23 protein-coding genes and 1 riboswitch are annotated in these 25,627 nt (G+C 30.5%); of the genes, 5 read left to right on the top strand and 18 right to left on the bottom strand.

Annotation, left to right across the window (positions count from 1 at the left end; genetic code table 11):
• Positions 1–4 precede the first annotated feature (4 nt).
• The 8 genes from OCU55_RS05715 to OCU55_RS05680 form a co-directional block, all read right to left on the bottom strand.
• A complete protein-coding gene (locus OCU55_RS05715; RefSeq protein ID WP_261851341.1) occupies positions 5–1,090 on the bottom strand; it encodes a DNA cytosine methyltransferase in 1,086 nt (361 codons plus the stop codon).
• A gap of 14 nt (positions 1,091–1,104) precedes the next feature.
• Positions 1,105–1,374: a MerR family transcriptional regulator gene (locus OCU55_RS05710; protein WP_261851340.1), complete on the bottom strand. Its 270-nt coding sequence runs from the start codon at positions 1,372–1,374 to the stop codon at positions 1,105–1,107.
• 67 nt (positions 1,375–1,441) lie between these two features.
• Positions 1,442–2,622, bottom strand: a protein-coding gene (locus tag OCU55_RS05705) for an IS3 family transposase (protein ID WP_261851339.1) whose coding sequence is annotated in 2 segments (ribosomal slippage) — positions 1,442–2,346 and positions 2,346–2,622 — 1,182 coding nt in all. Because the reading frame shifts where the segments join, the coding sequence is not laid out codon by codon here.
• A gap of 101 nt (positions 2,623–2,723) precedes the next feature.
• Positions 2,724–3,887: a helix-turn-helix domain-containing protein gene (locus OCU55_RS05700; RefSeq protein ID WP_261851338.1), complete on the bottom strand. Its 1,164-nt coding sequence runs from the start codon at positions 3,885–3,887 to the stop codon at positions 2,724–2,726.
• A 310-nt stretch (positions 3,888–4,197) separates the two neighbouring features.
• A complete protein-coding gene (locus OCU55_RS05695) occupies positions 4,198–4,338 on the bottom strand; it encodes a hypothetical protein (protein WP_261851337.1) in 141 nt (46 codons plus the stop codon).
• Positions 4,339–4,436: 98 nt separating this feature from the next.
• Entirely contained in the window at positions 4,437–5,711 is a 1,275-nt protein-coding gene (locus OCU55_RS05690; protein WP_261851336.1) for a helix-turn-helix transcriptional regulator, read from the bottom strand.
• A gap of 565 nt (positions 5,712–6,276) precedes the next feature.
• Positions 6,277–9,546, bottom strand: a complete 3,270-nt coding sequence (locus OCU55_RS05685; RefSeq protein WP_427847036.1) for an SNF2 helicase associated domain-containing protein — start codon at positions 9,544–9,546, stop codon at positions 6,277–6,279.
• A 1,006-nt stretch (positions 9,547–10,552) separates the two neighbouring features.
• Entirely contained in the window at positions 10,553–10,747 is a 195-nt protein-coding gene (locus OCU55_RS05680) for a hypothetical protein (RefSeq protein WP_261851334.1), read from the bottom strand.
• Between the two features lie 994 nt (positions 10,748–11,741).
• Here OCU55_RS05680 and OCU55_RS05675 point away from each other — a divergent pair.
• Complete coding sequence (locus OCU55_RS05675; RefSeq protein WP_261851333.1) at positions 11,742–12,176, top strand: MarR family winged helix-turn-helix transcriptional regulator; 435 nt, start codon at positions 11,742–11,744, stop codon at positions 12,174–12,176.
• A 129-nt stretch (positions 12,177–12,305) separates the two neighbouring features.
• A complete protein-coding gene (locus tag OCU55_RS05670) occupies positions 12,306–13,274 on the top strand; it encodes an aldo/keto reductase (RefSeq protein ID WP_261851332.1) in 969 nt (322 codons plus the stop codon).
• A gap of 442 nt (positions 13,275–13,716) precedes the next feature.
• Here the strand turns inward: OCU55_RS05670 and OCU55_RS05665 are convergent, their stop codons facing one another.
• The 3 genes from OCU55_RS05665 to OCU55_RS05655 form a co-directional block, all read right to left on the bottom strand.
• On the bottom strand, positions 13,717–14,103 hold the full coding sequence (locus OCU55_RS05665; RefSeq protein WP_261851331.1) for a hypothetical protein: 387 nt from the start codon (positions 14,101–14,103) through the stop codon (positions 13,717–13,719).
• 95 nt (positions 14,104–14,198) lie between these two features.
• Positions 14,199–14,564: a hypothetical protein gene (locus tag OCU55_RS05660; protein ID WP_261851330.1), complete on the bottom strand. Its 366-nt coding sequence runs from the start codon at positions 14,562–14,564 to the stop codon at positions 14,199–14,201.
• 80 nt (positions 14,565–14,644) lie between these two features.
• Positions 14,645–15,205: a hypothetical protein gene (locus OCU55_RS05655; protein WP_261851329.1), complete on the bottom strand. Its 561-nt coding sequence runs from the start codon at positions 15,203–15,205 to the stop codon at positions 14,645–14,647.
• Between the two features lie 477 nt (positions 15,206–15,682).
• On the opposite strand from OCU55_RS05655, the gene OCU55_RS05650 reads away from it, so the two are divergent.
• Positions 15,683–16,132, top strand: a complete 450-nt coding sequence (locus OCU55_RS05650; protein WP_261851328.1) for a hypothetical protein — start codon at positions 15,683–15,685, stop codon at positions 16,130–16,132.
• A 242-nt stretch (positions 16,133–16,374) separates the two neighbouring features.
• On the opposite strand, the gene OCU55_RS05645 is transcribed toward OCU55_RS05650, so the two are convergent.
• The 3 genes from OCU55_RS05645 to OCU55_RS05635 all read right to left on the bottom strand — a co-directional run bounded on the left by OCU55_RS05645 (position 16,375) and on the right by OCU55_RS05635 (position 18,248).
• Positions 16,375–16,533 carry a hypothetical protein gene (locus tag OCU55_RS05645; protein ID WP_261851327.1) on the bottom strand — a complete coding sequence of 53 codons (159 nt, stop codon included), beginning with the start codon at positions 16,531–16,533 and terminating at the stop codon, positions 16,375–16,377.
• A 16-nt stretch (positions 16,534–16,549) separates the two neighbouring features.
• Positions 16,550–16,879 carry a hypothetical protein gene (locus OCU55_RS05640; protein WP_261851326.1) on the bottom strand — a complete coding sequence of 110 codons (330 nt, stop codon included), beginning with the start codon at positions 16,877–16,879 and terminating at the stop codon, positions 16,550–16,552.
• 352 nt (positions 16,880–17,231) lie between these two features.
• A complete protein-coding gene (locus OCU55_RS05635) occupies positions 17,232–18,248 on the bottom strand; it encodes a hypothetical protein (protein ID WP_261851325.1) in 1,017 nt (338 codons plus the stop codon).
• A gap of 964 nt (positions 18,249–19,212) precedes the next feature.
• Positions 19,213–19,296: riboswitch (cyclic di-GMP riboswitch) on the top strand.
• 34 nt (positions 19,297–19,330) lie between these two features.
• Between OCU55_RS05635 and OCU55_RS05630 the strand changes: the two genes are divergently transcribed.
• Positions 19,331–20,911, top strand: a complete 1,581-nt coding sequence (locus OCU55_RS05630; RefSeq protein ID WP_261851324.1) for a hypothetical protein — start codon at positions 19,331–19,333, stop codon at positions 20,909–20,911.
• A 94-nt stretch (positions 20,912–21,005) separates the two neighbouring features.
• Here the strand turns inward: OCU55_RS05630 and OCU55_RS05625 are convergent, their stop codons facing one another.
• The 4 genes from OCU55_RS05625 to OCU55_RS05610 form a co-directional block, all read right to left on the bottom strand.
• Positions 21,006–21,572, bottom strand: coding sequence for a 5-formyltetrahydrofolate cyclo-ligase (locus OCU55_RS05625; protein WP_261851323.1), 567 nt, complete (start codon positions 21,570–21,572; stop codon positions 21,006–21,008).
• Complete coding sequence (locus OCU55_RS05620) at positions 21,553–22,278, bottom strand: Crp/Fnr family transcriptional regulator (protein WP_261851322.1); 726 nt, start codon at positions 22,276–22,278, stop codon at positions 21,553–21,555. Before OCU55_RS05620 ends, OCU55_RS05625 begins: the two co-directional genes overlap by 20 nt.
• A 26-nt stretch (positions 22,279–22,304) precedes the next feature.
• A complete protein-coding gene (locus OCU55_RS05615) occupies positions 22,305–24,152 on the bottom strand; it encodes a heavy metal translocating P-type ATPase (protein ID WP_261851321.1) in 1,848 nt (615 codons plus the stop codon).
• 295 nt (positions 24,153–24,447) lie between these two features.
• Complete coding sequence (locus tag OCU55_RS05610; protein ID WP_261851320.1) at positions 24,448–24,663, bottom strand: heavy-metal-associated domain-containing protein; 216 nt, start codon at positions 24,661–24,663, stop codon at positions 24,448–24,450.
• A 201-nt stretch (positions 24,664–24,864) separates the two neighbouring features.
• On the opposite strand from OCU55_RS05610, the gene OCU55_RS05605 reads away from it, so the two are divergent.
• Positions 24,865–25,623, top strand: a complete 759-nt coding sequence (locus tag OCU55_RS05605; protein ID WP_261851319.1) for a hypothetical protein — start codon at positions 24,865–24,867, stop codon at positions 25,621–25,623.
• Positions 25,624–25,627 lie beyond the last annotated feature (4 nt).

Here is a 25,627-nt window from a genome sequence, read left to right as displayed (position 1 = left end):
TGTATCAATCCTTTAAGTATTCTTTTAGTTTTGTAGCAAGTACTTGCCCTAACATAGGAGGCACTGCATTCCCAACTTGTTTATATTGTTGCGATTTATTTCCATAGAATATAAAATCATCAGGAAAGCTTTGTAATCTTGCACTCTCTCTTACCGTAGGAATTCTATTATATTTATAATGAAAATGCGATCTGTGTCCGGTGTTAATCGTTAATGACGGTTTCTTACTATTGTATCTTGTTAATGCTTCGTGATACTTATATAGACCGCTATACTCTTCTGGTAATGACTTATAATTTTTACCTTCCGGAACCAATGAAATCATTTTCTTTGTTTTTTCAATTGGTATGCTTCCAATATGATTATGAACCTTGTTGGAATTCTTACGCATCTTCTTTTGGTATTCTGTTAATGCAGGAGTTGCGTAATCCTGAATTTCTTCTCCATAAATAATTTCACCATTTGCTGTTTGAAGTGCTGGTAAATCTCCTATTGCATCTTCGCATGTAACATAATGATTTTTATCAAATAATGCTTCTGGAAATTTAAAATCGGTAACTCCATCTTTCAATCCAACAAAAAATACCCTTTTTCTAATTTGTGGAATTCCATAATCTGGTGCGTATAATAATTGAGGCACCATAGTATATCCAATATTTTTAAAATCCTGAATTATTCTTTTTGCACCAATTCCACCATTAGTCTGTAACATTCCAGGAACATTTTCCAAAACAACAGCCTGTGGTTTTAAACAATCTGCCAATTTAACCATTGCTAAATATAAGGAATTTCTTTTATCATTCATATCACGTGGTCCAGCTATAGAAAATCCCTGACAAGGTGGTCCGCCCACAAGCACATCTAATTTCACTTCTTTTTCTTCAAGAAAATTAACTATTTTATCAATATTACTGTGATCAAATAAATCTAGAAGTAGAGCTTCTGCATTACCGTGGTTTTCCTTAAAAGTTTTTAATGCTGCCTCATCAAAATCCACACCTAATACAACGTCATATCCTGCATCATAAAAACCACGAGATAGTCCTCCTGCTCCTGAAAATAAATCCACACAAGTAAATTTCTTGCTCATTATTAAATTCCTCTCTATTTACAATTTTCTTCATTTTTATTCGATTTTTTTCTTAAATCCGTAGGTTTTGGTGCATCATACGGAATAACCCATACTTCCCCCACCTTGAAGGCACCTTCAATACGATTTTCTGAACATAATATTTGCACTCTCCGTTGAGAGATGTTCCATTTTTCTGCTGCTTGGCTTGCACTTAAATATTCCATCATTTTTCCTACCCTTTCTAGTCTATTATATTCTACGGGACGAATAAAATCAATGCCATTATACCATTCATATTTCACATTGGAACATTCAACTTTGTTTATTCGAATGAATTGAACCTATGTCAATATTTTGGACACATTTTTCTTAGCTAGATTTTCTAGCTAAGTTTTCTTTCATTTGTGGTGTTATATAACCTATAGAGCCATGGATTCTTTTTCTGTTATACCAAGACTCAATGAAAATAAATAAATCTAGCTTAGCACTTTCATAATCATAATATTTTACACGATTAACTCGTTCTTTTTTAAGTATTGAATGAAAAGACTCAATGCATGCATTATCGTACGGACAACCTTTTCTACTATTTGAGAGCTGAATTTTATACTTTTGAGCAGTATTAATAAACTCTGAACTAGTATATTGAGTTCCAAGATCAGAGTGAAATATAACCGAACCGATAGGCTTTTGAATATAATAAGCATTGTTTAAGGCAGCTATCGCTACAGCCGCATCCATTGTTTTTGAAAAAGAGTATCCTATTATTTTTCTAGAATGAAGATCCATAACTGATGCTAAATAGCACCAGCCATCTTTAACAGTATGAATATAAGTTATATCTCCAACCCATTTTTCATTTAGTCTAGTAGTAGAAAAATATTGATTAAGGATATTAGTACGTCCTTCAATCTTTATATTACTTGAAAATGGCTTAAACTTCTTTATTACAATAGATCTTATGTTTAATTTTTTCATTAGTCTTTGTACTCTTTTTATACTTACTTTATAACCGTCAGCTATAAGGCATTTATGTATTTTAGGAGCGCCGTAAAAACTGTCACTTTCAGTATAAATCTCAAGGATTTTAGATTCTAATTTTTTATTTTCTTCTGTCCTACGGGACGTTTTTTGTTTGTGCGACTCATAGTAGGTACTTCTTGGTATCCCAAGAATTCTACACATGGTTCTTACGGGATAAGTATTTCTATTTTTATCAATAAAGTTAATTATATATTTTGGTCCTTTGAGAATATGGCGATAGCTTTTTTTAATATTTCATTCTCCAATGCTATTCTTTCATTTTCTTTCTTTAAACGCATAATCTCATCTTTTTCTTCTTTAGACGAGTTTTTTTGTTTCTTGGATTCTTTTATCAAAGGCTTTGATGATATTTTTTCTTTTGGATACACCTTTTGAATCCAAGTGCTAGCAGATGAATAAGTAACGCCATATTCTTCACAAATCTCTTTTATTGGTTTTCCAGTCTCATAGACTTCAACTATCATTTTTTTAAAATCATCGGTATATCTATTTGATGTTTTTCCCATGTAAACACTCTCCTAACCTAATAATTATAGTTTAATATTTTAAATTATTTTGTGTCCACACTTTTATATTAACTCTAATAATTATATTTTTAATGCATACCCTATAAGATGCTTTTTTTATATAACAATAAATTTTCAAATCGCTTCATCACTTCTTTTAAATCTTCTTTAGACTCATATATTGAGATTAAAGCTTTATAATTGTCAAGTAGCATATCAAAGGTTTTATTTTCTTCAGCAATACTTGCAGCTAAATCAAACATCATAGTACCTTCCTGAACTAATCCTAACTTAAGAAACACTTTTCCCTTTACATTTAATGTATTAGGTAGAGCAACTCTATTTACTTTACTTTTTAAAACATGAGCTTTATTTGCATATTCTAAACTTTTTTTATAATCATCTTTTCTGTAGTAAAATTCTGATATGTTATTATATAAAAATGACAGTGCTAAATCATTGGTATCCCCAACTTCATCCACTAGTGAAAGATATTCTTTCAATCCATTATCATCATTTAAATTCGCTAAAGCAGTTGCTTTAGTAATTCTGGCATCAATTAAAATTTCCTTACTAGCCTTAATTGTTGAGTTTAATATGTTTTCATCAACTGTTTGTATGCAGCTACTATATTGTGCAGATTTTGCATATGCAATGGCAAGATTACGACTTGATTTAAAATAAATTATCGTATTACTTTCTTTTAAAGAATATTCTATAGCTTGTTTAAAATAATATATAGCCTCTATGTATTCACCTAGTCTTTCCTTACAAACTCCAAGCTGTTTAGATAAGAGAGCTTGTCCGCTATTTACACTTGTTTGTTGCAGTTTTTCTAAAGCTAAATTAAAGTTAATAAAAGCATTAATGAACTCATTCTCAGCTAAAAACTTTTCTGCGTTCATTTCATATATTTTAGATAAGAGGTCATATATTTCAAAATCTATAGCTATCTTTGTTAGTTTATCAAGTTCCATATGTTCATTGTTCCTTATAAGTTCCTTTTCAATATAAAGCCTTGCATCTTCTTTTGGCTGTCTTGAAAAATATTCGTCATCTATATCAAGTGTTATAGAATTTTTCATTGCAAGTTCCTTAAACTTTGATACCAATTTCTGTAAACCTGCCTTGCTAACATTTCTTTTACCGCTCTCCATCATGCTAATAAATGCTCTAGTCATATTTACAGACTCTAAGTCAGCTTGGTTTATACTAAATTTTTTTCGCATTAATTTTATCTTTTCACTTGGACTATAAAACTTCAAAGCAACCATCTCTTTCAATTACAGTTTACATTTTAATATAATTACATATAATTATATCATTATTTGTTAATAATAAAATAATTATTAGTGAATTTATTCAATAATTATACAATTTATTGAATAATGTTAAATCTATTTTATTTATAAATGCAATTAATTTTACTAACCTGCAATCTTCCATAAACAGCTATAATACTGTTTTCTTATACGCTTTCATAATTTATTTAAGAAGGCGATATCCTTAAATCTACACAAAAATAAAAATAAGCTAGCTGATTTCATTTAAATCAGTCTAGCTTATTCATACTTTCTAATCTGCTGATGGATATTCATCCCCCATAGTAGTAACTACCCCAGAACCTAAATTAGCATGTCCACCACCTAAAATTGGAATAATAAGTGTTATAGCCACGACTACACATAAAAAGAGAACTTTAGTATTTTTTTTCATAGAACATCACCTCTTAAAATAATATATTACAACACACATTGTAATTATATTATATATTATACAATTTTTTATTAATTATGAATACAATTACAAATACTTTATAACACATATTTTTCTATTTTGCTTAACATATCCATACAAACTTCACAATTTTCTTCTATTGCAGATACTTGAGCTAGTTTACAAAGAGCATATCCTTTACCATATTCAATATTATAGTAGTCTATTGTTTCTATATATTTGTTTAATGTATCCGAAACTTTTTCAAACTCTTTCTTTGATTCGTATACTTCAGCTAAATCTTTATAACTCTCAAAAAGCATATCAAATGCTTTATATTCTTCAGCCATGTCTATGGCTAAGTTGAAAAGCATTGTACTTTCTTCAAATAAACCTAGTTTAAGCAACAACTTTGCTTTTGTATTGAGAGTAGTAGGCAAAGTCATTTTATTCACTTTTATCTTTAGCGCTTGAGCTTTATTTATATATTTCAAACCATTATTAAAGTCACCTATCTTATAATAAAACTCTGCAATATTATTATATAGAGCTGATAGTATTAGATCATTTGTATCACCAATTTCATCCATTAAGTCAAGATATTCTTTTAACGCTCTTGGATCAGCTAATTGCTTTAGAGCAGTTGCTCTAGTCATCTTTGCATTTATAAATACTGTATTATCTACTTTAGCCCCAGAATTTAATATTGTTTCATCAAGTACTTCTATACACTTAATATATTGTTTAGATTTTGCATATACAATAGCAACATTTAGATTTGACTTAAAATAAATCTCAAAATTACTTTCTTCCAAAGAATGAGTTATTGCTTGTTTAAAATAATATAATGACTCTTCATAGTCGCCGCGTCTTTCCTGACAAAATCCTAATCTTTTATATAGTAAAGCTTGTTTATTAAAATATCCTATTTCCTGATACTTTCCTAAAGCTAGTCTGAATTTCATAAATGCATTAAGATAATCCTTTTCTGCTAAAAGCTTTTCCCCATATACTTCGTATATTTTAGCTAACAAATCATCTATATTAAAATCTGTAGCTATAGTAATAAGCTCTTCAAGTTCTTTATTACTATTGTTTATGTTCATTGTCTCTTCAATGTACTGTCTTGCATCTTCTTCTGGCTGTCTTGAAAAATATTCATCATCTATATCAAGAGTTACAGAAATTTTCATTGCAAGTTCCTTAAACTTTGACACCAATTTTTGCGAACTTGCTCTACTAACATTTCTTTTTCCGCTTTCCATCATGCTAATAAATGCTCTTGTCATATTTACTGATTCTAAATCAGCTTGGTTTACCCTAAATTTTTTTCGCATTAGTTTTATCTTTTTACTTGGACTATAAAACTCCAAAGCAACCCCCTCTTTCACTTAAAGTTTACATTTTAATACAATTACATATGATTATACTACTTTTTGTATACAATAAAAGAGTTTTTGGTTAATTTATTCAATAATTATACAACTTATTAAGTAATGTTAAATATAAACTACTTTTATTACATATTAATATCCGTAAATGTCCATATACCAATATATATGTTACAACAACTATACATCTTAGTATCATAGCAGTTTATATTTTTCTATTATCTTTTTTGATTCGTTAAAAATATCAATATCTATGCTTAAGATGTTCCTTTCTCTCTACTGCAAAATTCTCTTTATCCCTTAATCTAAAGAACTAAAAATATCCTTTTCTATAACTGAACTTTCGGTTTTTTACTGATTTATACCAACCTTTATCAATTCTTTTATGATCTACCGAATTCTTCAACTATATAAGGCAACAATTTTAATTCTATCAAAATAAAAAAATCACTGGCTTTAATTTACCAGTGATTCACAATATATGTGACGCAGTGCGTCAACAATTTTACTTTAGGTTTTAAATTTACTTCTATCACCTGCTGTTTCTTTATGCAAACAGACTTTCCAAATCCTCTTGTGTCATTTGGGTTATTACATTATCTTCATTCATATCCTCGTTCATTACGTTTTTAATCATTTCTTTCTTTTTTTCCTGCAGAGTATATATTTTTTCTTCAATTGTGCCCTTTGTCAGAAGCTTTATAACTTCTACAGTTTTTTGCTGACCAATTCTATGGGCTCTATCTGTAGCTTGTTCTTCTACAGCTGGATTCCACCATGGATCGAAGTGTATTACAATATCTGCTCCAGTTAAGTTAAGCCCTGCTCCTCCAGCTTTCAAAGAAATTAAAAATACCTCTGCATCGCCTTCATTAAATTCATTAACCATATCCATTCTAACTTTACTTTTGGTGCTTCCATCTAAATACATATATTTCATATTATTTTTATCGAGTCTAGTTCTAATATTTTTAAGTACAGAAGTAAATTGTGAGAATAAAAGTATCCTGTGTCCTTGACCTATGCTGTCTTCTAAAATTCCTTGCAGAGCTTCCATTTTACCATTATCACCTTCATAGTCTTCTATGAATACAGAAGGATCGCAGCATATTTGTCTAAGTCTTGTTAAGATAGAAAGTATCTTTATCTTACTCTTATTAAAACCATTTTCTCTTATTTCTTCATCAATTTCATTTTTAGCTTTATCAAGGTAGGCAGCATAAAGCTTTTTCTGCTCCTCTGTCATTTCTACCACTAGTTTATGTTCTATTTTAGGAGGCAGTTCTTTAATAACATCCTTTTTAAGTCTTCTTAAAATAAAAGGATTTATGTGCTTATTTAATTCCTTTAATGCAGTTACATCGCTATTTTTTACTATAGGTGTTTCATATCGTTTTGTAAATTTATCATGGGTCAGTAAATAGCCAGGCATAATAAAATCAAAAATAGACCAAAGTTCCATTAATGAATTTTCTATTGGTGTTCCAGTAAGTGCAAAATACCCCTTTGCCTTAAGCTCTTTTACAGAAGTAGCATTAACTGAAAATGGGTTTTTTATTTGTTGTGCTTCATCTAAAATACAGTAATTAAAGCTAATCTCTTTGTACTCTTCTATATCCCTTCTTATCAGTGGGTAGGAGGTAATCACAACATCACAATTATTTATCTCGCTTATCATTTCCTCACGCTGCTTTTTAGAACCAGTCACTACTAGTACCTTAAGTTCTGGTGCAAACTTCTCTATCTCACTTTGCCAATTGTATACCAAGGAAGTTGGCGCTATGACAATAGACTGCTTATTTCCCTTTTCAGAGAGCAAAAAGGCTATAGTTTGAAGGGTTTTTCCAAGTCCCATTTCGTCTGCAAGTATACCTCCAAAACCATATTCTGCTAAGGTCTTAAACCATTTAAAGCCTACTTTCTGATAGTTACGCATAATGCTGTCTAGTGACTCAGGCAAGTTATATTCCATATCTCTTACGTCACGTATATTATTGGTAAGTTCTCTAAAGTTCTTACTTCTTTTTACGTAATCCATTTCTTTATCTTTGATTTTTTCATCAAGATACAATGCATTATATTTTGAAAGTAGTATCTTTTCCTTGCTTAAATCCTTATCTTTTATATCCAAGAAGCTAATCATCTCACCAAGAGCTTCTATGGCTTTATCTTCAAGGGATACAAAACCGCCCTCTTTAAGCTTGTAATACTTTTTCTTTTCTCTCAAGGCACTGAATATATTTTTAAGTTCTTCCCTACTTACCCCTTCAAGCTCAAAGGAAAATTCCAATAGATCATCCTCATTAAGCCTTATTCCACCTTTTAAGCTTGATTTGCCATAAACCTTAGTGTTTTTAAAGCTTTCCGAATAATATACTTCACCAAGGTCTTGAAGCTTATATATTCCATCTGTAATAAAGCTTACAATATTTTTTTCAGCCTTCATAACGTAATCACTTTGCTCTTCCTGGAAGCCAAAGCTTTTCAGTATACCTTCACAGTTTTCTTCGCTTTTAATGTCACGAATCAATATCTTATCAGTGCTTTTAGCCTCACCTTTTTCTAGTGGGTTAATATCTATTTCATCATAATTAAACTTTAAGGTGGCGGTTACAATATCACCTTTTTTATCTAGATAAATTTTACTAACAAGAGGTGCTTCATAAAAATTCTCTTTAATATTTTTGTCAAAAACAACTTCCTTAGCCACAGTTTTAAGCTTAGGTAGTAGATAAGAAGCTATCTTTTCCCCTTCCGTCTTACTGAAAACTGCTTTTTTATTGTTTTTACTTGCCATTAATTTATAGATAGGCACATACAAGGAACACTGCTCCTTCGGTGGAATATAGACGCTGCCTTCATACCAGAATACTCTATATTCCTTATCTAAAGGTTTTGGTATATTCCCGTCCTGCTCTAACTCTATGCTTTCTTTTTTCATACCCATTTTAAATTTTAAAGGCATGGTACCTTCTATTATCTTGACATTCTTGTATTCTGTTCCATTCACCGTCAAATCAACGGCTCTTTCTTTTGCTAATCTAAAAAATTTATATAAAATTCTATCTGTTAATATAAGCTTTTTTCCAGAAAACATTGAGTAGTTATTGGAGTTATAATAATCATAGTAGCCAGAACGTTCTCCCTCAATATCTCTTATTTCCATAAACATTTCAATTATTTTTTCGTCTACTGGATTAAATTTATGTAAATTAGGCTCGTAGGTAAATCCCTTTCCAAACTCTATAACTTCACCAGCTATTAATGAACTTATGAACTTCTTCATTCCTTTTACAACATAATTTTTTTCCAATCCCAATTTAAGTTCAATATAAGGCCTCTCATTAGCAAAAGCTTCAAATAACTTGATTTCCAAATTCATTTCTCTTTTATAATCTTCACCTATTTCAGAAACTTCATTAAAGGCTTCAATTAAAGAATCTATATCAGATTTCTTTGATGCTCCATTTAAATTACTTTGGTACTCTTTACTATATTTTAAAAGCACTGCTGCAATATGTTTACAAAGTAGAGCACCTTCGTAGTCTTCAGCCTCTTCATATTCCAGACAATTGCATTTTCCCTGTATCTGATTTGATATGCTGTCCCATTTTATATTTACAGCATTGGTATTAAACCCATTAAAAGAAATTACATTAGCAGAAATATCTAATTGCTTACCTTTTATAATGCCTTTTATGTCACTCTGATTTATTTCCAAAGGTTCAATATAATCTCTTTCATAATACTGCTTAGCTCTTCTAAACGTTATATCATCTGTCCATTGTTTTATTAACGCTTCTGTTATTCTCAAAATCAATCCTCCATGAAACTCTTAAGTTAATCCTATGGAACCAGTTCCTACTGGAAATTCATTTTATACGAAGTTGGAAACTTATCTATAGATAAACTACTTCATATTAGAATTTATCCAAATAAAGATTCGTATAAGCATCGAAATCTTTATTTGGAACTGGTTTATCTATAAGTAACGCTTCATGATAAAATTTACATTTTCAAAGTCTATTTCTTTATTATAGCCTAGATACCTTTATATTTAAACTTATAAAGCGAAGTATAGATATTTAAAGTCTTATATTATCTTGCAGATAGTGCAATAGTATTTCCTGTCCTTAATAATAAAAAAATCACTGGCTTTTATTTACCAGTGATTGATCATGCTATTTTATTTGATTCTAGTATGTTTTCCAATATCTACCCCTATATCATTCCTAGATAAATATGGCATAATAGCCAAGTTAAATATATACATTCCGTAGTAGGATGGCTACGGAGGTTTTGTTCATTTTATCTCCCTAGGACTATTGGTATTTTACTTTACCATAGTTAGTGGGTGGTATTGGATATACTAGAATTAATTATAAAAAGTGTTACTATTCTTTATATAATTAGATTAGTTTTAAAGAATAATCTTTTTGTTTCTAAGTTAGTTATCAAGGTTAAATTTCTTGGTATACACATAGAAATTGATAGCAAAGAGAAAAAGCACCCATCCGCCAAAGATTAGTGCTTTTCTCTAGAATTAAATGCTAATTTAAATTCATCCAATAGCCCTAAAACAAAATAAATGTTCTAAGGATTGGCTTAGTGTTGTCGCACTAAGCTTTTCTTAATTATATTATATCAAAATTTCTTAAAAAATAAACAATTTGTTTATTGTATTTCTAAAAAACTATTAAATTATATTCTTTAAGTACCTTTCTTCTTTTGTTTCAGATTTTTTACCTAAAACCTTTTAAAATAATCACAATTCAATTTATCAACTGCTATTTCCAATTCTGCTAAGCTCATATTAAGTTCCATTAATAAAAATTAACCTTCTCACTCTTTTTTTCTAGTGATTTAATATAAGCATCTTTGATTTTTTCATTCTCTATTTCTTCATTATTCTCTAAGTCGCTCGATATTTGATTATAATGTATCTTATTTCTAACTAATTCTATAATTTTCTCATTATCACTTGAGTCCTCGGATGAAATCAACTTAATTTTTATCATATTTATATCATAAAACTCATAAAGCTTCACAATTAAAGAGTACCCTACAGCTTATTTAAAATAGAATATAGAGTTTGCATATTCCTTTTGTCTTTCATTTCACACCCCAAGTTGTTTATATAAGAAAGCTTTTCAACTATTTAGTCTTATCTCTTGCGGTTTTCCTAATGCTAAATTGAATGTACTTCCTATTATTCATTAAATTTATACTTGCTGTTTATTAAATAATCTATTAAGAAATCCTTGGAAATTATTTGCACTCCGGTTTCTCCGGAGTACAAATAATGAAAATCTATTAGATCCCCAATTTATTTTGAACCGTTTTTAAAAAATTTTTAGGGCTTATTTAAATATTTATATAATCATAAAATCATTTAATTATAAAATTAAAAAATTATATAAATATATAGTAACCATGCGGGTTTGAGCCATTCCCACTCCTTCTAAACTCATTTTTACACTTAAATTTATACAGCTAGGATATATAAAAATTTATAGATAGATTAGTTGCAAATATGGGGATATACAACTTCGATCTTAAATATATTTTTGAAACTCTCACGGCTTCTGCAACTCCACTAATTAAAGAAGAGCTCAAGCTATGAAGTTAAAAAAATTCAGATAATATTTTTAATGCTAGTGATGATTTTCTTATGAGTGATGAAAGTACTGTAATTAGTATACGTATTTATAAATTAACCTCTTTCTCAAGAAAACAGCTTTACTAATATTATTTACCTTACCATCATTTATTGTTTAGATTCCTAATGAAGCAAGTTAACTAGCGGATATTACATTGCAAAATATTTAGATAATGTACCCTAATTAGAAAAAACTTAAGTATCTACTTAATAAAATTATCTAGCTGCAAATTCTCATTGTTTTCCTATTCTTTACCACGCACTAAATTTATTTCAATCAGTTGTTGACTAGTCAACATCAAAGTAATAAAATAAGTGTTGACTAGTCAATTAAAATTAAGGTGGTTATAATCATGAAAAAAGAAAGCATGCATTTCATAATGTATATTAGTAAGATTTTTAGAAACACACAAATATATTTAGATAAGGTTTTAAAAGAGTTTGGATTAACTAATGGCTCTTGTTCATATTTATTTGTTTTAGAAAAAAATGAAGGTATAAGTCAAAATAAATTGAGCGAAGAAATAGGTAATGACAAGGCAATGTCTGCAAGGACTATTACAAAACTAATAGAACAAGGCTATGTATATAAAGAGCAGCACGAAAAAAACAGTAGAGCTTATAAATTATATTTAACAGATAAAGCTAAAGAGATTATGCCAAATATCCATAAAGAAATTCAAGCTTTGGTGAATTTAGCGTCTGAAGAATTATCTGAGGAAGAGATGCTTATTACTATGAAGTCTTTAAAAAAGATTTATGATAGCACCCAAAGATTTAGAGAATGATAGGAATTAAAGATGTACCACTTCGAACCGAAATCTATTTTTAAAACTCTCACGGCTTCTGGTGAGAGAATTTAAAAATAATAAGTTTTATTACGAAGTGGTACATCCATTTAGACTGGAGGATTTATAATGAAATATAAAAATAATGACATAGAACTTAATAAGCTTGGATTAGGTTGTGGAGGTATGAGAGATGATTCCAATAAGGCTGAAAATATAGCAACAATTCATGAAGCCTTAGATTTTGGAGTAAATCATTTAAATACAGCAGATTTCTACGCTTCTGGAAAGAGCGAAATGATAATTGGTGAAGCCCTTAAAGGCCAAAAGAGAGAAAAAGCTTATGTATCAGTAAAGTTTGGTATGCAAGTTGCACCTAATGGCGCAATGTATGGATTGGATGTAAGACCGGAGTCAATAAAAAATTATCTTACTTATACTCTTAAAAGGTTAAATTTAGATTATATTGACCTTTACCAACCAGCAAGAATTGACTTAGGCATTCCAGTAGAAGAAACAATTGGAGCTATTTCTGATCTGGTTAATGCTGGATACGTGAGACATATTGGACTTACTCAAGTTGATGCTGATACCCTAAGAAAAGCCAATTCTGTACATCCAATAAGCTTTATAGAAAGCGAATATTCCTTATTTAATAGAAGTATTGAAAAAGACATTATACCTACCGCTAGAGAGCTTGGTATTGGTGTAGTTGCATTTGGCTCCCTTGCTCATGGATTACTTAGTGGTACATGGTTAAAGGATAAAGCACATGCATATAATTCATTTATTCCTTTATTCTTTGAAGAAAATATAGACAAAAATCTTGAGCTTGTAGAAGAGTTGCGTAAAATAGCTGATGAGAAACATATCACTATACCACAACTTGCTCTCGCTTGGCATTTATCCAAAGGTGATTACATTATAACCTTAGTTGGTGCTTCAAGAAGAGCCACACTTCAAGACTCATTAAAATCTTTAAAAGTGAATTTAAGTGCAAATGATATTGAAAGAATAGAAAAGGCTATACCTGAAGATAAAATTGCTGGTGCTAGTTTCCCTAAAAGAGAATTTAGAAATGGAGTCGCAGTTCGTTAGTATATACATCTATATTTTGAGATAGGATTTCTATAATCTCATTTCAGGTTTTAATATGCTTAAGTAAAGTTTCCTTGCTTTCAGTTGCAATGAAGACTTCTCTTATATATTTCAAAGACTTTCTAGTTATGATAGAAAGCAGAAAAAGCACCCATCCGCCAAAGATTAGTGCTTTTCTCTAGAATTAAATGTTAAATTCATATAATAGCCTTAATACAAAATAAATGTTCTAAGGATTGGCTTAGTGTTGACTCACTAAGCTTTTCTTAATTACATTTTATCAAAATTTCTTGAAAAATAAACATTTTTATTGACCTCCTGTTTCGACACTCTTTTATTCTCTCGTCATACCTTTAAATAATTTATATACTAGTTATATGCTCTACAATTTACGTGTTATATCCTAAAAATATTCTATGTTATAGATAAATAATAACTCATTTTATTTATAAATGGAATCAAAGTGTATTCTCCTCATGAAAATAGGCTTTTGTCCCTTAAACTCAATTACCCCAATGCTAACCATTACAGATGCTATAGCAGAAGCATGGCGTGGTGTAAGAGGTGCATGGTTATTCTTAATATATTCTCCTAATCCGCCGACTATAGGATTTGTCATTCCAGCACCAAGAACATACCATTCTTGATCATCTTTAAAATAATTTTCAAGAATATCGTCAATTACTCTACTGTTTAATATAAATTTCAACTCTCCCCAAGTAATATTAAGATTGCCATCAGTGGAATTGACTATTATTCTTTTCCCTTTACCGCTTAAAGGAAAGGCTTCAAATGTTTTTTTAGAACTAAACTTTTCTTTAATTTTCATAAACATCCCTATCAAACCACAATTCAAATAAATCTAATAAAATCACATTGTTATCTCATCATAAGTACCTATAACTTCACTAACATCTTTTCTCCCTAATCTTCATCCGTATAAACAACCTTAGCTACCATTGCTCTAACAGACGGTATTGCTAATTCTTTAGCTAAAACTGCCCTATGATTTCCGGCTCCAGTTACAACTAAATCTCCGTTAGGAAACATCAATAAGCAAAAGCTTTGAATATTAATATTCCTCCACCCATTTTTTGTTACAGACTCTTTTAGTGGCTTCATTTTGTAGTCATTTATTATTTCTGAATACTCATAATTGTCATTAATTCCAATAATTTTTTGTGGATCAATGTCCATTACAATAGCTTCTAATGTTGTTACAGTTCTACCCTCATTTTCTTTTATAAAACTACTAATTATTTTCTCTGTTGATTTCCACTCACTTCCCAAAACATTTCCTCCTCCAATAAATCATAATATCCACCTTTATATATTTTGTTTTAAATATATCTACAATAAATACCAATTAATCATACAACCTTAGCCGGGATATCTATCTTTGCCCTATATAATAACTCTATCCATCTATTGATATCATCTGGTAAAATTGAAAATCTTTCGTCAGTAATAAATCTCATTTTTCCATCTGTTTTTATATTTATGATATTCTCTATTATTTCCCTAAGCTCATCAACATTTATAAAATTTCCATCATATTTTTTAAGTTCTTCTGTAACTTTTTCAAGTGTATTTTTTATCGGAAATTCATCAAGCTTATCAACAAACTTCCAATCTAATAGATACAACTTATTAAAGAATATCTCATTACTTGGATAATTATTTATATATATTGACGCTACAATATTGTCATGGTCTGTAACACATATCTCTTTACCACACTTTTCACATATTGCTGTGCCGACCTGTCCGTATCTTGATCCCAAATGTTCATATAATTTTGATTGAGGCGCATTACAACATGTACAGTACAAAGGAAAAACACTAATATCCGGTATAAACTTACATTCACTCTTAATTCTAATATAAACTTTATTTTTTCTAGTTGCAGACTTAAGTATATCCATCCCCATAATCCATTCTCCTTTAATATCTACTTGTACTGTTCTAATAAAAATCAGGCATTGTATTGTTTCAATTATCAATCAATAATTTAATCTTACCAAAGTTATACAAAACATACTATAGTTATGGAAATGCCCGTTTTTGTGTGTAAAAAAATCACTGGCTTAAATCAACTTATAAAACACCCTACGAATAAGCTTATTTTTTTAATCTTTAAATGAGTATTCATGCATCTAAACCGCCCCAACACAATAACTATTTAAATTTTTCTCTATAAAACTTTTTCCATAGTTTCATATTTAACTATAAAACTATATACATATTTAAAAAGTTATCTATTTGTCTACATAAATAGGTAACTTTTTAAATATTTACTGATAAAATGCCGTTTTAGATGGATTTTGTTCTTTCAAATCATATATTTAAGCTGAAGAATTATTTTTTATATTGATGTTCTAAAAATAAATTTCTAAAGGAGATTAACTATGGTTAAGAAAAAAAGAAAGGCTGATGATGTACACGAACTGTGCTACGATGAGGAAGTTATGGAAGAAAACGGAATTGTTGATGGTGAACCAACTGGAGGAGATGTTGTTAGAGCTTTTAGTTTTGTGACACCAGAAGCTGAAGCTTTACTGAAGAATGATACTAGTGCATCAAATACAAATATGATTAAGGAAGAGAATATTAAAGTATCTCATGAAATATCAGATAACAGAAAACTAAAGACAATAAGAAATGATAAAACACCACCAGTGGATGATGAGCCACTGGATCTTCAAAGAAACTATAAGATAAGAAAATCTACTGCAAGGATGCTTAATGAGATAAAAGCTGCTCATCCAAATGTTAATGTGTATATGAACACTATAGTGGATGCTGCCTTAAGGCATTATCACAATTATATTTTTAATGAGAATGGCAAATTTCAATAGGTTTTGCCTAAGCAGACCTTTAGGAACAGTAGCTATATACTAGAGTAAAATCAAACTGTCTACTGTTCCTAATATTGTTTTACTTATTCAATGTTATTTATATTCACCTTAGCAACGGACTGTCTATATACTTCCATAATATCTGATTTGATCAATAGGAATATAACCTATATAAATTCCTTCTCGTTCACCCTCTCCAATAATAGGAGCATAAGTTCTGTATTTCTTTTTCAGTATTCTACCTAAGAACTTATTTTTTCAGAATTTATTTTTTCTATTAATTCTTTCCTTGTTTCATTTGAGTACATATTTATTAGATACTTATTAGGAACTAATATTTTTAGCCATAAAGCACCTTCATCACCATCTGGAGGTGCTTTATGATTTACCACAGAATACATGCCACTTGAGTCCTCTTTAACTACAATTATTAATGGATTTCCCCCCAGAAGTTCCTGCTTCAAATAAGGTCTCTATATATACATATTTAAGACCAAACATTTCATCTACGCCATAAATTTTATGAGCTTCATACTTCTTGATTGAGGATGTATTACTCAAATTAAAATAATTATTTTTTATGTAATCTGATATTACTAAATCTAAATCTTTCTTGTTCAAATTTGCTGAGTAGACAATATCATTCTTTGCTGGTGTATAACACCTTAAAAAACATAAACTTCCTATTAATATTATAATAACTGATATTGTGGTAATTAAAGCTATTTTAATATACTTTTTATTCAAAATACCACACCTTATTTTTTATAAGCACACTGTAATTAATAATGTATTATATAAAACAAAAATTTTTTGCACATTACTATTGTGTCTGTATTAAATTATACAAAAGAGTGACGCTACACTTGGCATAATAAGACCTCCGTAATCCTTCATATAGTCTTATTACACCCAAATATTCAGAAAATATAATTTTTCAACATTTATATTAAACATAGCCAAGTTTTAAAAAATTATATTTTGATCAATTCAATTTATAAATATATTAATTAGAAGCTTCAAAGAAATATCACCAGCTTAACCCGTTGTATTAATTTAGCTCTATAAAGGCTTCTCTAATGTAATACGCTTTAATACGCTAATTTTGTCCACCAGACACACCTTTTATTTTCTTTTTTAATCTTTTATATATCTCATTTAAGTTTAAATTTACACCGCCTATCCCTGGCTTTAATTCTATGATATCTTCTTTATTATTTTCATCTATTTTTCTATTATTTTCGTCTATTTTTCTATTATTTTCATCTACCTTTTCACCTACATTTTTCAAAAAATCAATCATCCAAGTTATATCAGCACCATTTTTATTGCTTTTCATAATATAGGAGAAAATCTCTATAAGACTCCTAGACTCTATATCTAACCCTACTTTTGCCATAAGTTCTATACAATATTTAAATAAGCTTTTCTCATCATCACTTCCATCTACTGCTCTTTTACCTAACTCTAATATGGAATCCCAAACTTCCTCTCTTAACTTTAATGAGAACTCAGATAAAATATTAACATCTGGTGGATCCATTAAATACTCTAAATAATAATCCTTCATATATGCTTTATTAATATAAAATAATCTTTTTAAAGTATATTCAACATACTTTAACTTATATATAGGCATATCATAATTAAATTCTCCACTAAACACTTCTTCAGCTTCCTCACTAAATAAATCTAAAGAACATAGGTCAGAAAGGGAAAATTGAAATCCATTTTGATCTATAGTGCAGTATACTGAATATTCTTCTATCATTCCATCTTTAAACCAAATGCTTCTATTCCCTTTACATCTATAAATGTAGTTAAATCGTCCCCATCCAGCATAAATATCTTCATCTAAAACAATACCTTGACAATTTATAGGTTTAATAAAATTTTTATAGTCTTGTCCGATATCCTCAAATTTAATATAAATATCTTTTACAATATCAATAAATATCTCTTTACTTTTTGTATCATATTCAACTATTAATTTATGTATATTTCTAAATTCCTCTAATGTAATGTACTTTTCATTTCCTTTATTCCTTTCTATCCAGCATTCTTCAATAATCTTAGTTATTGATCCTTTCATTATTTTATCTGATTTTAGTAGCACTATATTTTCCTCCATTTATTGAACATCTTCATTTCTAATAACATCAATTTTACCATAAATTTCTACACTATAAAAATAGGGAACCTAATTTACTTATAACGAGGCTTACAGTATACATTCCAAAAGAATATTGCCTTTAAATATTTAGACATTGTTATTTGTTTTAATACCAAGAATATAGAGGAAAACGGAATTGTTGATGGCGAACCACTGGATCTTCAAAGAAACTATAAGATAAGAAAATCTACTGCAAGGATGCTTAATGAGATAAAAGCTGCTCATCCAAATGTTAATGTGTATATGAATACTATAGTGGATGCTGCTTTAAGGCATTATCACAATTATATTTTTAATGAAAATGGAGAATTTCAATAGATTTTTCCTAATTGGACTTAGATTATGGTATGGCTCTGAACAGTATATATAGACTATAGTGAAATCAAATCTATCTACTGTGCCTAATATAAAAAAATGTCATATGCTAGCTGTTTAATTATAACCTTGATTTTTCTAATTTTCATAAAAAAGCAATTATATTACTACTGTAAATATTATGTCTTTAAATCATATATATTGTCACACATACTTAAGTATTTTAGTTTATAAAAATATTTTTGATTTACTTATAATACGGCTTACAGTATACATTGCAAGTGGATATTTGCCTCAAATATTTAACCATTGTTATTTGTTTTAAAACCAAGAAATTTGTCTAAACTTCCTTATTGATTGTCGCACTGAAACAGTATATTTTACGTATTTGCATAAGTTATACTATTGCTACAAGAATATTGTTTTTAAATATTTTAATCACTAGGAAAGGTGTGATACATTCTTATATTTTAATTATTGATAAACTTTTGAAAAGTCTATTCAATATTATTGAACTTTATAAGGTATGCTTTGAAGTCTAGCCTTTATGTGGACACTTGGGCTATACGGAGCTAGTAGTGTAACCGGACCTCTTTTTAAGGGGTGCTATGAAGCATAATCTTTATATGGACACTTGGATTATGTGGAGCAACTAGTGTAACCGACCCTCTTACTTAAAATAATTTAACTAAGAGGAGAGATGAATTATCATGTTAAACGTTTATTCAAAAAAATTTATTTACACTATCATGGCAAGTGCAATGATAGTTTCCCTAGGCACTGCTGTTGTTTATGCAGCTCCAAATTCTAATAACAGTGTAACAACTGGCAGAACTGAACAAAATATGGCAACTGGAGTTATTATAGCTAATAAAGTGCCTACATTAGCACATGGTGCTACTGATGTTACCCTTACAGGCACAGTTGTCATTGATGGACCTAAACTAGTTTTACTTGTTAATGGTCAGGATGTAAGTAGTCAAGCAACTTTAACAAAAGTAGCTGATAAAACCTGGACTTATCAATACAAAACAACAGTTGGAAGCCAAACAGGCGATGTGTCCTTTAATGTTGGAGCTTACACCATTTATGCAAATGGAAAACCTGCAGGACAAGTTCATACAACTGCAGCAGCTGTTAGTCAATCAGTTCACGTACCTTTCGTAAAATCTTATGATTATACGAATCTAGATTGGATTAACTACGACCGTTCCACTAATGAATTCGCATTCTCTTATAATCTTGTAAATGTTTGGGATGATGGAATTCGCGAAGTTGCAAATCCTATTACTGCTAGTATAAGCGGCACTGAAACTTATGAAAACTCAGGTTTTGAGATTCAAGCTCCAGTAGTTGTTAAATCATTTGTTGTTGGCTCTCAGGATTTTTCAAATTATGACCGTACAAACAATACTTATGATTTGAATTTCAACCTTACTAAGAATCTAAGCAATGGTACATCTGAAACAACAACAGTAAGTAAATCTGCAGTTGATGCAAGCAAGGATTATGTGTATACTGCATCTTCAGATGGGCTTTTCCCATACAGTCAAGACTTTACGTTTGTTACCCCTGTTACTGTAAGAGACTTTACAGCATCTGAAGGTACTTTTACAAATTACAACCCTACAGACAATACTTATACTTTAACATTCGATTTAACAAAGGTACTAAGTAAGGGAGATGCTGAGATTGTACCAGTAAGTGAGACAGTGGATGCTGCTAGTGCTTATACTTACACAGCATCTGATGACAGAGCACCTGGTTATTCTGAAGATTTTTCATTTACACCACCAGTTGCTTTTAGAGACTTTACTTTCTCTGCAGATTCTCCTGTTTGGACATACAATCCAGCAACCAAAACTTACAGTGTAAGCTTTGTGGTAAATGAAACTTATAGTGACGGTAATGCAGCAACTGAAACTATTACTCGTGATGGATTGACTCCTGGTACATCCGTTGAAGAAAGTGTTACGATCAGTGGGGTAACTCATACTCAAACTCTTACTGTTCCTGCATCTCCTGCACCTGCAATCCCTGCGTCAGTAGATGGAACAGTGGCTAGTGGAATAAAATCTAAATGGACTGGTAATAATGGAGGCAATGTTCAGGAAACTTATACATTGAATTACACTATAAACGGGGTTACTTATACAGTTACAAACTTGAGTACTAACTTTACTAAAAATGGAACTGGTTTTGTATCCCAACAACAATTGACCTACAATGCAACTTTTAATGGTCAAACTGTTGTTGTCAATTACACACTTCCACTTGTAATGCCTAAATAATACAAACGAATAATATAAATAAAAAAAGCCTCCACTAAAATAATTTTAGTGAAGGCTTAAATGCATATATAGAAAAAAACACATATTATAATTTCTACTCAGTTATTATCATTTCCCTTTCTGTAATAACACCATCAATTCTAACATCATGCTCATCCATTGGAACAGTATCCATCACTTGAAAATCATAAGCTAGTGCTACTTTGTAAACTTGTTTACTCATATTAGATAGAAATCTATCATAAAAGGCAGCTCCATAACCTACCCTTCCACCATGTCTGTCAAAAGCAACCCCTGGCATTAATATCAAATCCAAAGTGCTACTATCAACTTCTTCACAGCTTTCTACAGGTTCCATTATGCCAAAATATCCTTCTTTCAATTGATCAAAATTTTCTATTTTATATATTTTGATTCCCTCTTGCTTTGAATTAATTTTTGGCACACATATTGTCTTGCCACTACTTAGGGCATGTTTAATAATCTTATGTGTATCCACTTCGCTTTTAAAGCTTACAAAAGCAAATATTGTATTTGATCTTTTATATAAGTCGCTATTTATAAGACTTTTAAAGATTTCTTCATCCCACATTTTTCTTTGATTTTCGTCTATTGTTTCTCTGTATTCAAGTATTTTCTTTCTAATTTCTTTTTTTTCCATAATCGTTGTTCACCGTCCTAATATTTCTCAAAGCATTTTTATCTAGAATTATGATTTTTCTTTGTCCTTCTTGATCAATCCATCGGTTTTTTTGAAAACTTGCAAGCTTTCTACTCAAGGTTTCCTGGCTCATGCCAATATGTGATGCAAGATCTTTCTTGCTTATAGTCAAATTAATCAAATCGCTATCACCAGCCATTTCTAGTAAGGTATCCACTAGACGTTGTTCCACATCATTTATTGCAAGAGATTGAATTTGATCTTCAGCCTCCTCTAGCCTTGAACTCATTTCTTTTATTATCTTAAGGGCAATCCTCGGACGCTTTTCTATGAGGTCATTTATCTTTTTCCCATCAACAATACATACTGTAGTTGGCTCCAATGCCTCAGCATTATTTTTAAAAGGGTTTTGGGTGAATAAGGATAACTCGCCCATAAACTCTCCTGGACCTAATACTCTTATAATTTTTTCTCTGCCTGTTTCCGAAAGTTTTACTATCTTAACCTTTCCTTTGTTAACTATAAATAGCTTTTCTCCAACGTCCCCTTCTAAATATATATTTTCACCTTTTTTATATTCTTTGTGCATAGTGGTCATAGAAACCTCAAGTACTTCATCAAAAGTCAGTGTGCTGAATATAGGTACTTTTTCTATACAGCTTTTTTCATGTTTCTCTTCTGACTGTGAACAATGTTGGCATTCCATAAAATCCACCTCCTATCTTCATCAAATTATAAATTTTCCTTATACTTTAAAAGCCTTATGGCATTTATTATAACAGCTAGTACGCTAAGTTCATGTATAAACATTCCTGATGAAAGAAATACTACCTTTCCAAGGACCCCAATTAATAATGCTACTACTATAATTATAGCAAAAGTTATATTTTGCTTCATATTTTTTGTTGTTGCTTTGCTTAACCCAATTGCATAGGACAGCTTGCCTATTTCATCAGACATCAAAACCACATCCGCTGTTTCCATGGCAACATCTGAACCTGCACCTCCAACAGCAATTCCAAAGTCTGCTGAAGCCAAGGCAGGCGCATCATTTACTCCGTCTCCAACCATTGCTGTTACACCTACTTCATGTTGCAATTTTTTTAAAATAGAGACCTTGTCTTCAGGAAGAAGCTCAGCATAATAGTCATCTAGTCCTATTTTTTTTGCGATAGCTTCTGCTGCAAGGTTGTTGTCTCCTGTCAGCATAACTACCTTTTTAACTCCTTGAGCCTTTAGCTTTTTGATGAGCTCTACAGCATCTTTTCTTATAGTATCTGCAATAGAGATAACTCCTATAAGCTTTTCTGAATCTGCAACTAAAACTGCAGTTTGTCCGTTTGCTTCTTCATCTTTAATATAACTTTCCATATCTATATTTATTATAATATCATTTTCTTCCATAAGCTTTCTATTGCCAATAAAAATTGTGCCGCTACTAGTCTTTGCTTTTATTCCCTGACCCAAAGTTATTTCCGACTCTTCCGGCGGAATAATTTCACCGCTTCCTATAGTCTTTGCTTTTTTTATTATTGCCTTTGCCAAAGGATGCTCTGAATACATCTCAGCACTGGCTGCAAGACTCAAAAGTTCTTCTTCACTAACATCAACTGCTTTAATTTTAATAATCTCAGGTTTTCCTACTGTAAGAGTTCCTGTCTTGTCAAAGGCTACAACCTTCACATTTCTAAGCTTTTCTATTATATCTCCACCTTTAATAAGTATGCCTTTTCCTGCTCCGTTACCGATACCTGCAACAAGTGATACTGGTGTTGATATGACAAGGGCACCTGGGCACGCTATAACCAGCAAAGTAAGAGAAAGCTCAATATCTCTAGTAATAATATAAACAATCACTGTTAAAACCATAATTGCAGGAGTGTAATATTTGGCGAATACCTCCATAAACTTTTGTGTCTTAGCCTTTTTATCTTGTGCCTCTTCAACCATTTCAAGAATTCTAGCAAAGGTTGTATCCTCACCTACTCTTTCAGCTATTATTTTCAAGTATCCTGATTCCACTATGGTTCCTGAAAAAACTCTATCTTCAGCTTGCCTATTAACCGGCATTGATTCACCGGTAATTGATGCTTGATTTATATAAGCTGTGCCTTCTATAACAGTTCCATCCACAGGAATCTTTTCTCCAGGTCTCACAACAACTATATCTTCTTTTAACACCTCATCAGAGCTAAGTTCCACTTCCTTGCCATCTCTCAGAACTCTTGCTGTATCCGGTGCCAAATCCAAAAGAGCCTTTATGGCAGACCGTGTTTTTTCAAGTGTTTTAGCTTCAAGGTAATTTCCAAACATAAAAAGAAAAGTTACCGCCGCTGCTTCAAAGTATTCACCGATTAATACAGCTCCAATAACCGCCAAAGTAACCAATGCATCGATTCCAATTATCTTATATCTTAAAGCTCTCAGTGCATTTACTACTATCTCATAACCTGCAATAACTGCTGCCGCCGTAAATAAAACCTCTACTATAACTAAATTAATATTAAGCCTTTCCAATACCAAAGCGGAAGCAATTATAACACCTGAAGCCGCAACCCTCAAACCTTTACTTATTTTCATTTTCCCTACCTCCTTATATATAAATATGAACCTCTTCGATCAGAAATCTATTTTTAAAACTCTCACGGGTTTTGGTGAGAATTTAAAAATATAAATTCTATTACGAAGTGGTTCATCTATAGATAAACTACTTATATTTAAACGTATCAAAATAAATATTCGTCGAACCATCGAAATCTTTATTTTGAGTCTAAGTATTGAAGTAATTTATCTGCTTAAGTGGAATAGATATACTAGTTCCAAATAAAGTAAAAATTTATAATTTAATCTTATACTTGGACACACAAGTTTATAATTACTTTTCACTTAATACTTCATAACCCAGTCTTTCAACTGTGTTTCTGATTTGATTTCCATCTATAATACTTTCGTCAAATTCCACTTTGAGCTTGCTAGCATTGAAAAGCACCTCTGCCTTGCTTACCCCTGTAATCTTATTAACAGTTCCCTCAATCTTAAGCACACAGCTAGGACATGTCAAAGTTTCAAGTTTATATGTTTTTTTAATCATAATTTAAATCCTCCTCGTTTTCATCTTGTGGCTTCATTATAAGAGGAATATAAAAATAAAACCTTGACCAAAGTCAATTTTTAGATTAGAAATACAACTTTTTATCATGATAATAAAGAGATGATTTGAATCACATATTAATGATTATATTAATGGTATATTATAGCCATAATCTAGCTCTAACCAATAGGAGTGGTTCACATGAGTTCTCAAAAGGATAACATCCTTCGTAGTATATATGCAATTTATGAAATGTATAAAAAGGGCTATCTAGGTGGAAAAATACTTCCGGAGGATTCTAATCCTGGTCTATCCAAAAGTTCTATAGATAATTATAATTTTTTCACACTAACTGTGGCTCTTGATTACCAAAGAAATGCTTTTTCACTTTGGGAATCTGCTAAAAAGACCTTTTTGGATCCTAGTACAGTTCAAGTCTTTGATCCAAAGTTAGTCATTAATATGAGTAATGAAAAGCTAAAAAAATATCTATGTGAATATAACTTAGCTCTACAGCCTAATAAGCATACTGAGATATGGAGAAAAATCTGCGAAACAATGTGTTTTCTTTTTGATGGAGATATCCGGAATCTTTTTATAGAAACTAAATGGTATATTCCAGATATTCTAAAATTAGTTCAAGTTACACACAAGAGTAGTTTTCCATACCTGAGTGGTATAAAATTGTGCAGCTATTGGCTTCACATATTGGAAAAGTATACGGATGCAACTTTTAATGGTAGAGAGTTTCTATCTATTGCACCGGATACTCACATAATAAAAGCTACTCATAAGTTAGGCTTAATCAGTGCCGATATGTTAAAGGATAACAAAATTCAATTATTAGTTGCAGAGATATGGTCAGATTTATTAAAAGAAACAAATTTGACTCCTATCGATATGCACACTCCCCTTTGGTTATGGAGCAAAAGTAAATTTATAGATATTGAAAGGAGATGATATT

Origin of the sequence: Clostridium folliculivorans (genome assembly GCF_024341905.1) — a bacterium.
GTDB lineage: Bacteria > Bacillota > Clostridia > Clostridiales > Clostridiaceae > Clostridium_AR > Clostridium_AR folliculivorans.
Note: the sequence above shows the minus strand (reverse complement) of the source record. Positions and strands in the feature narration are given on the sequence as shown.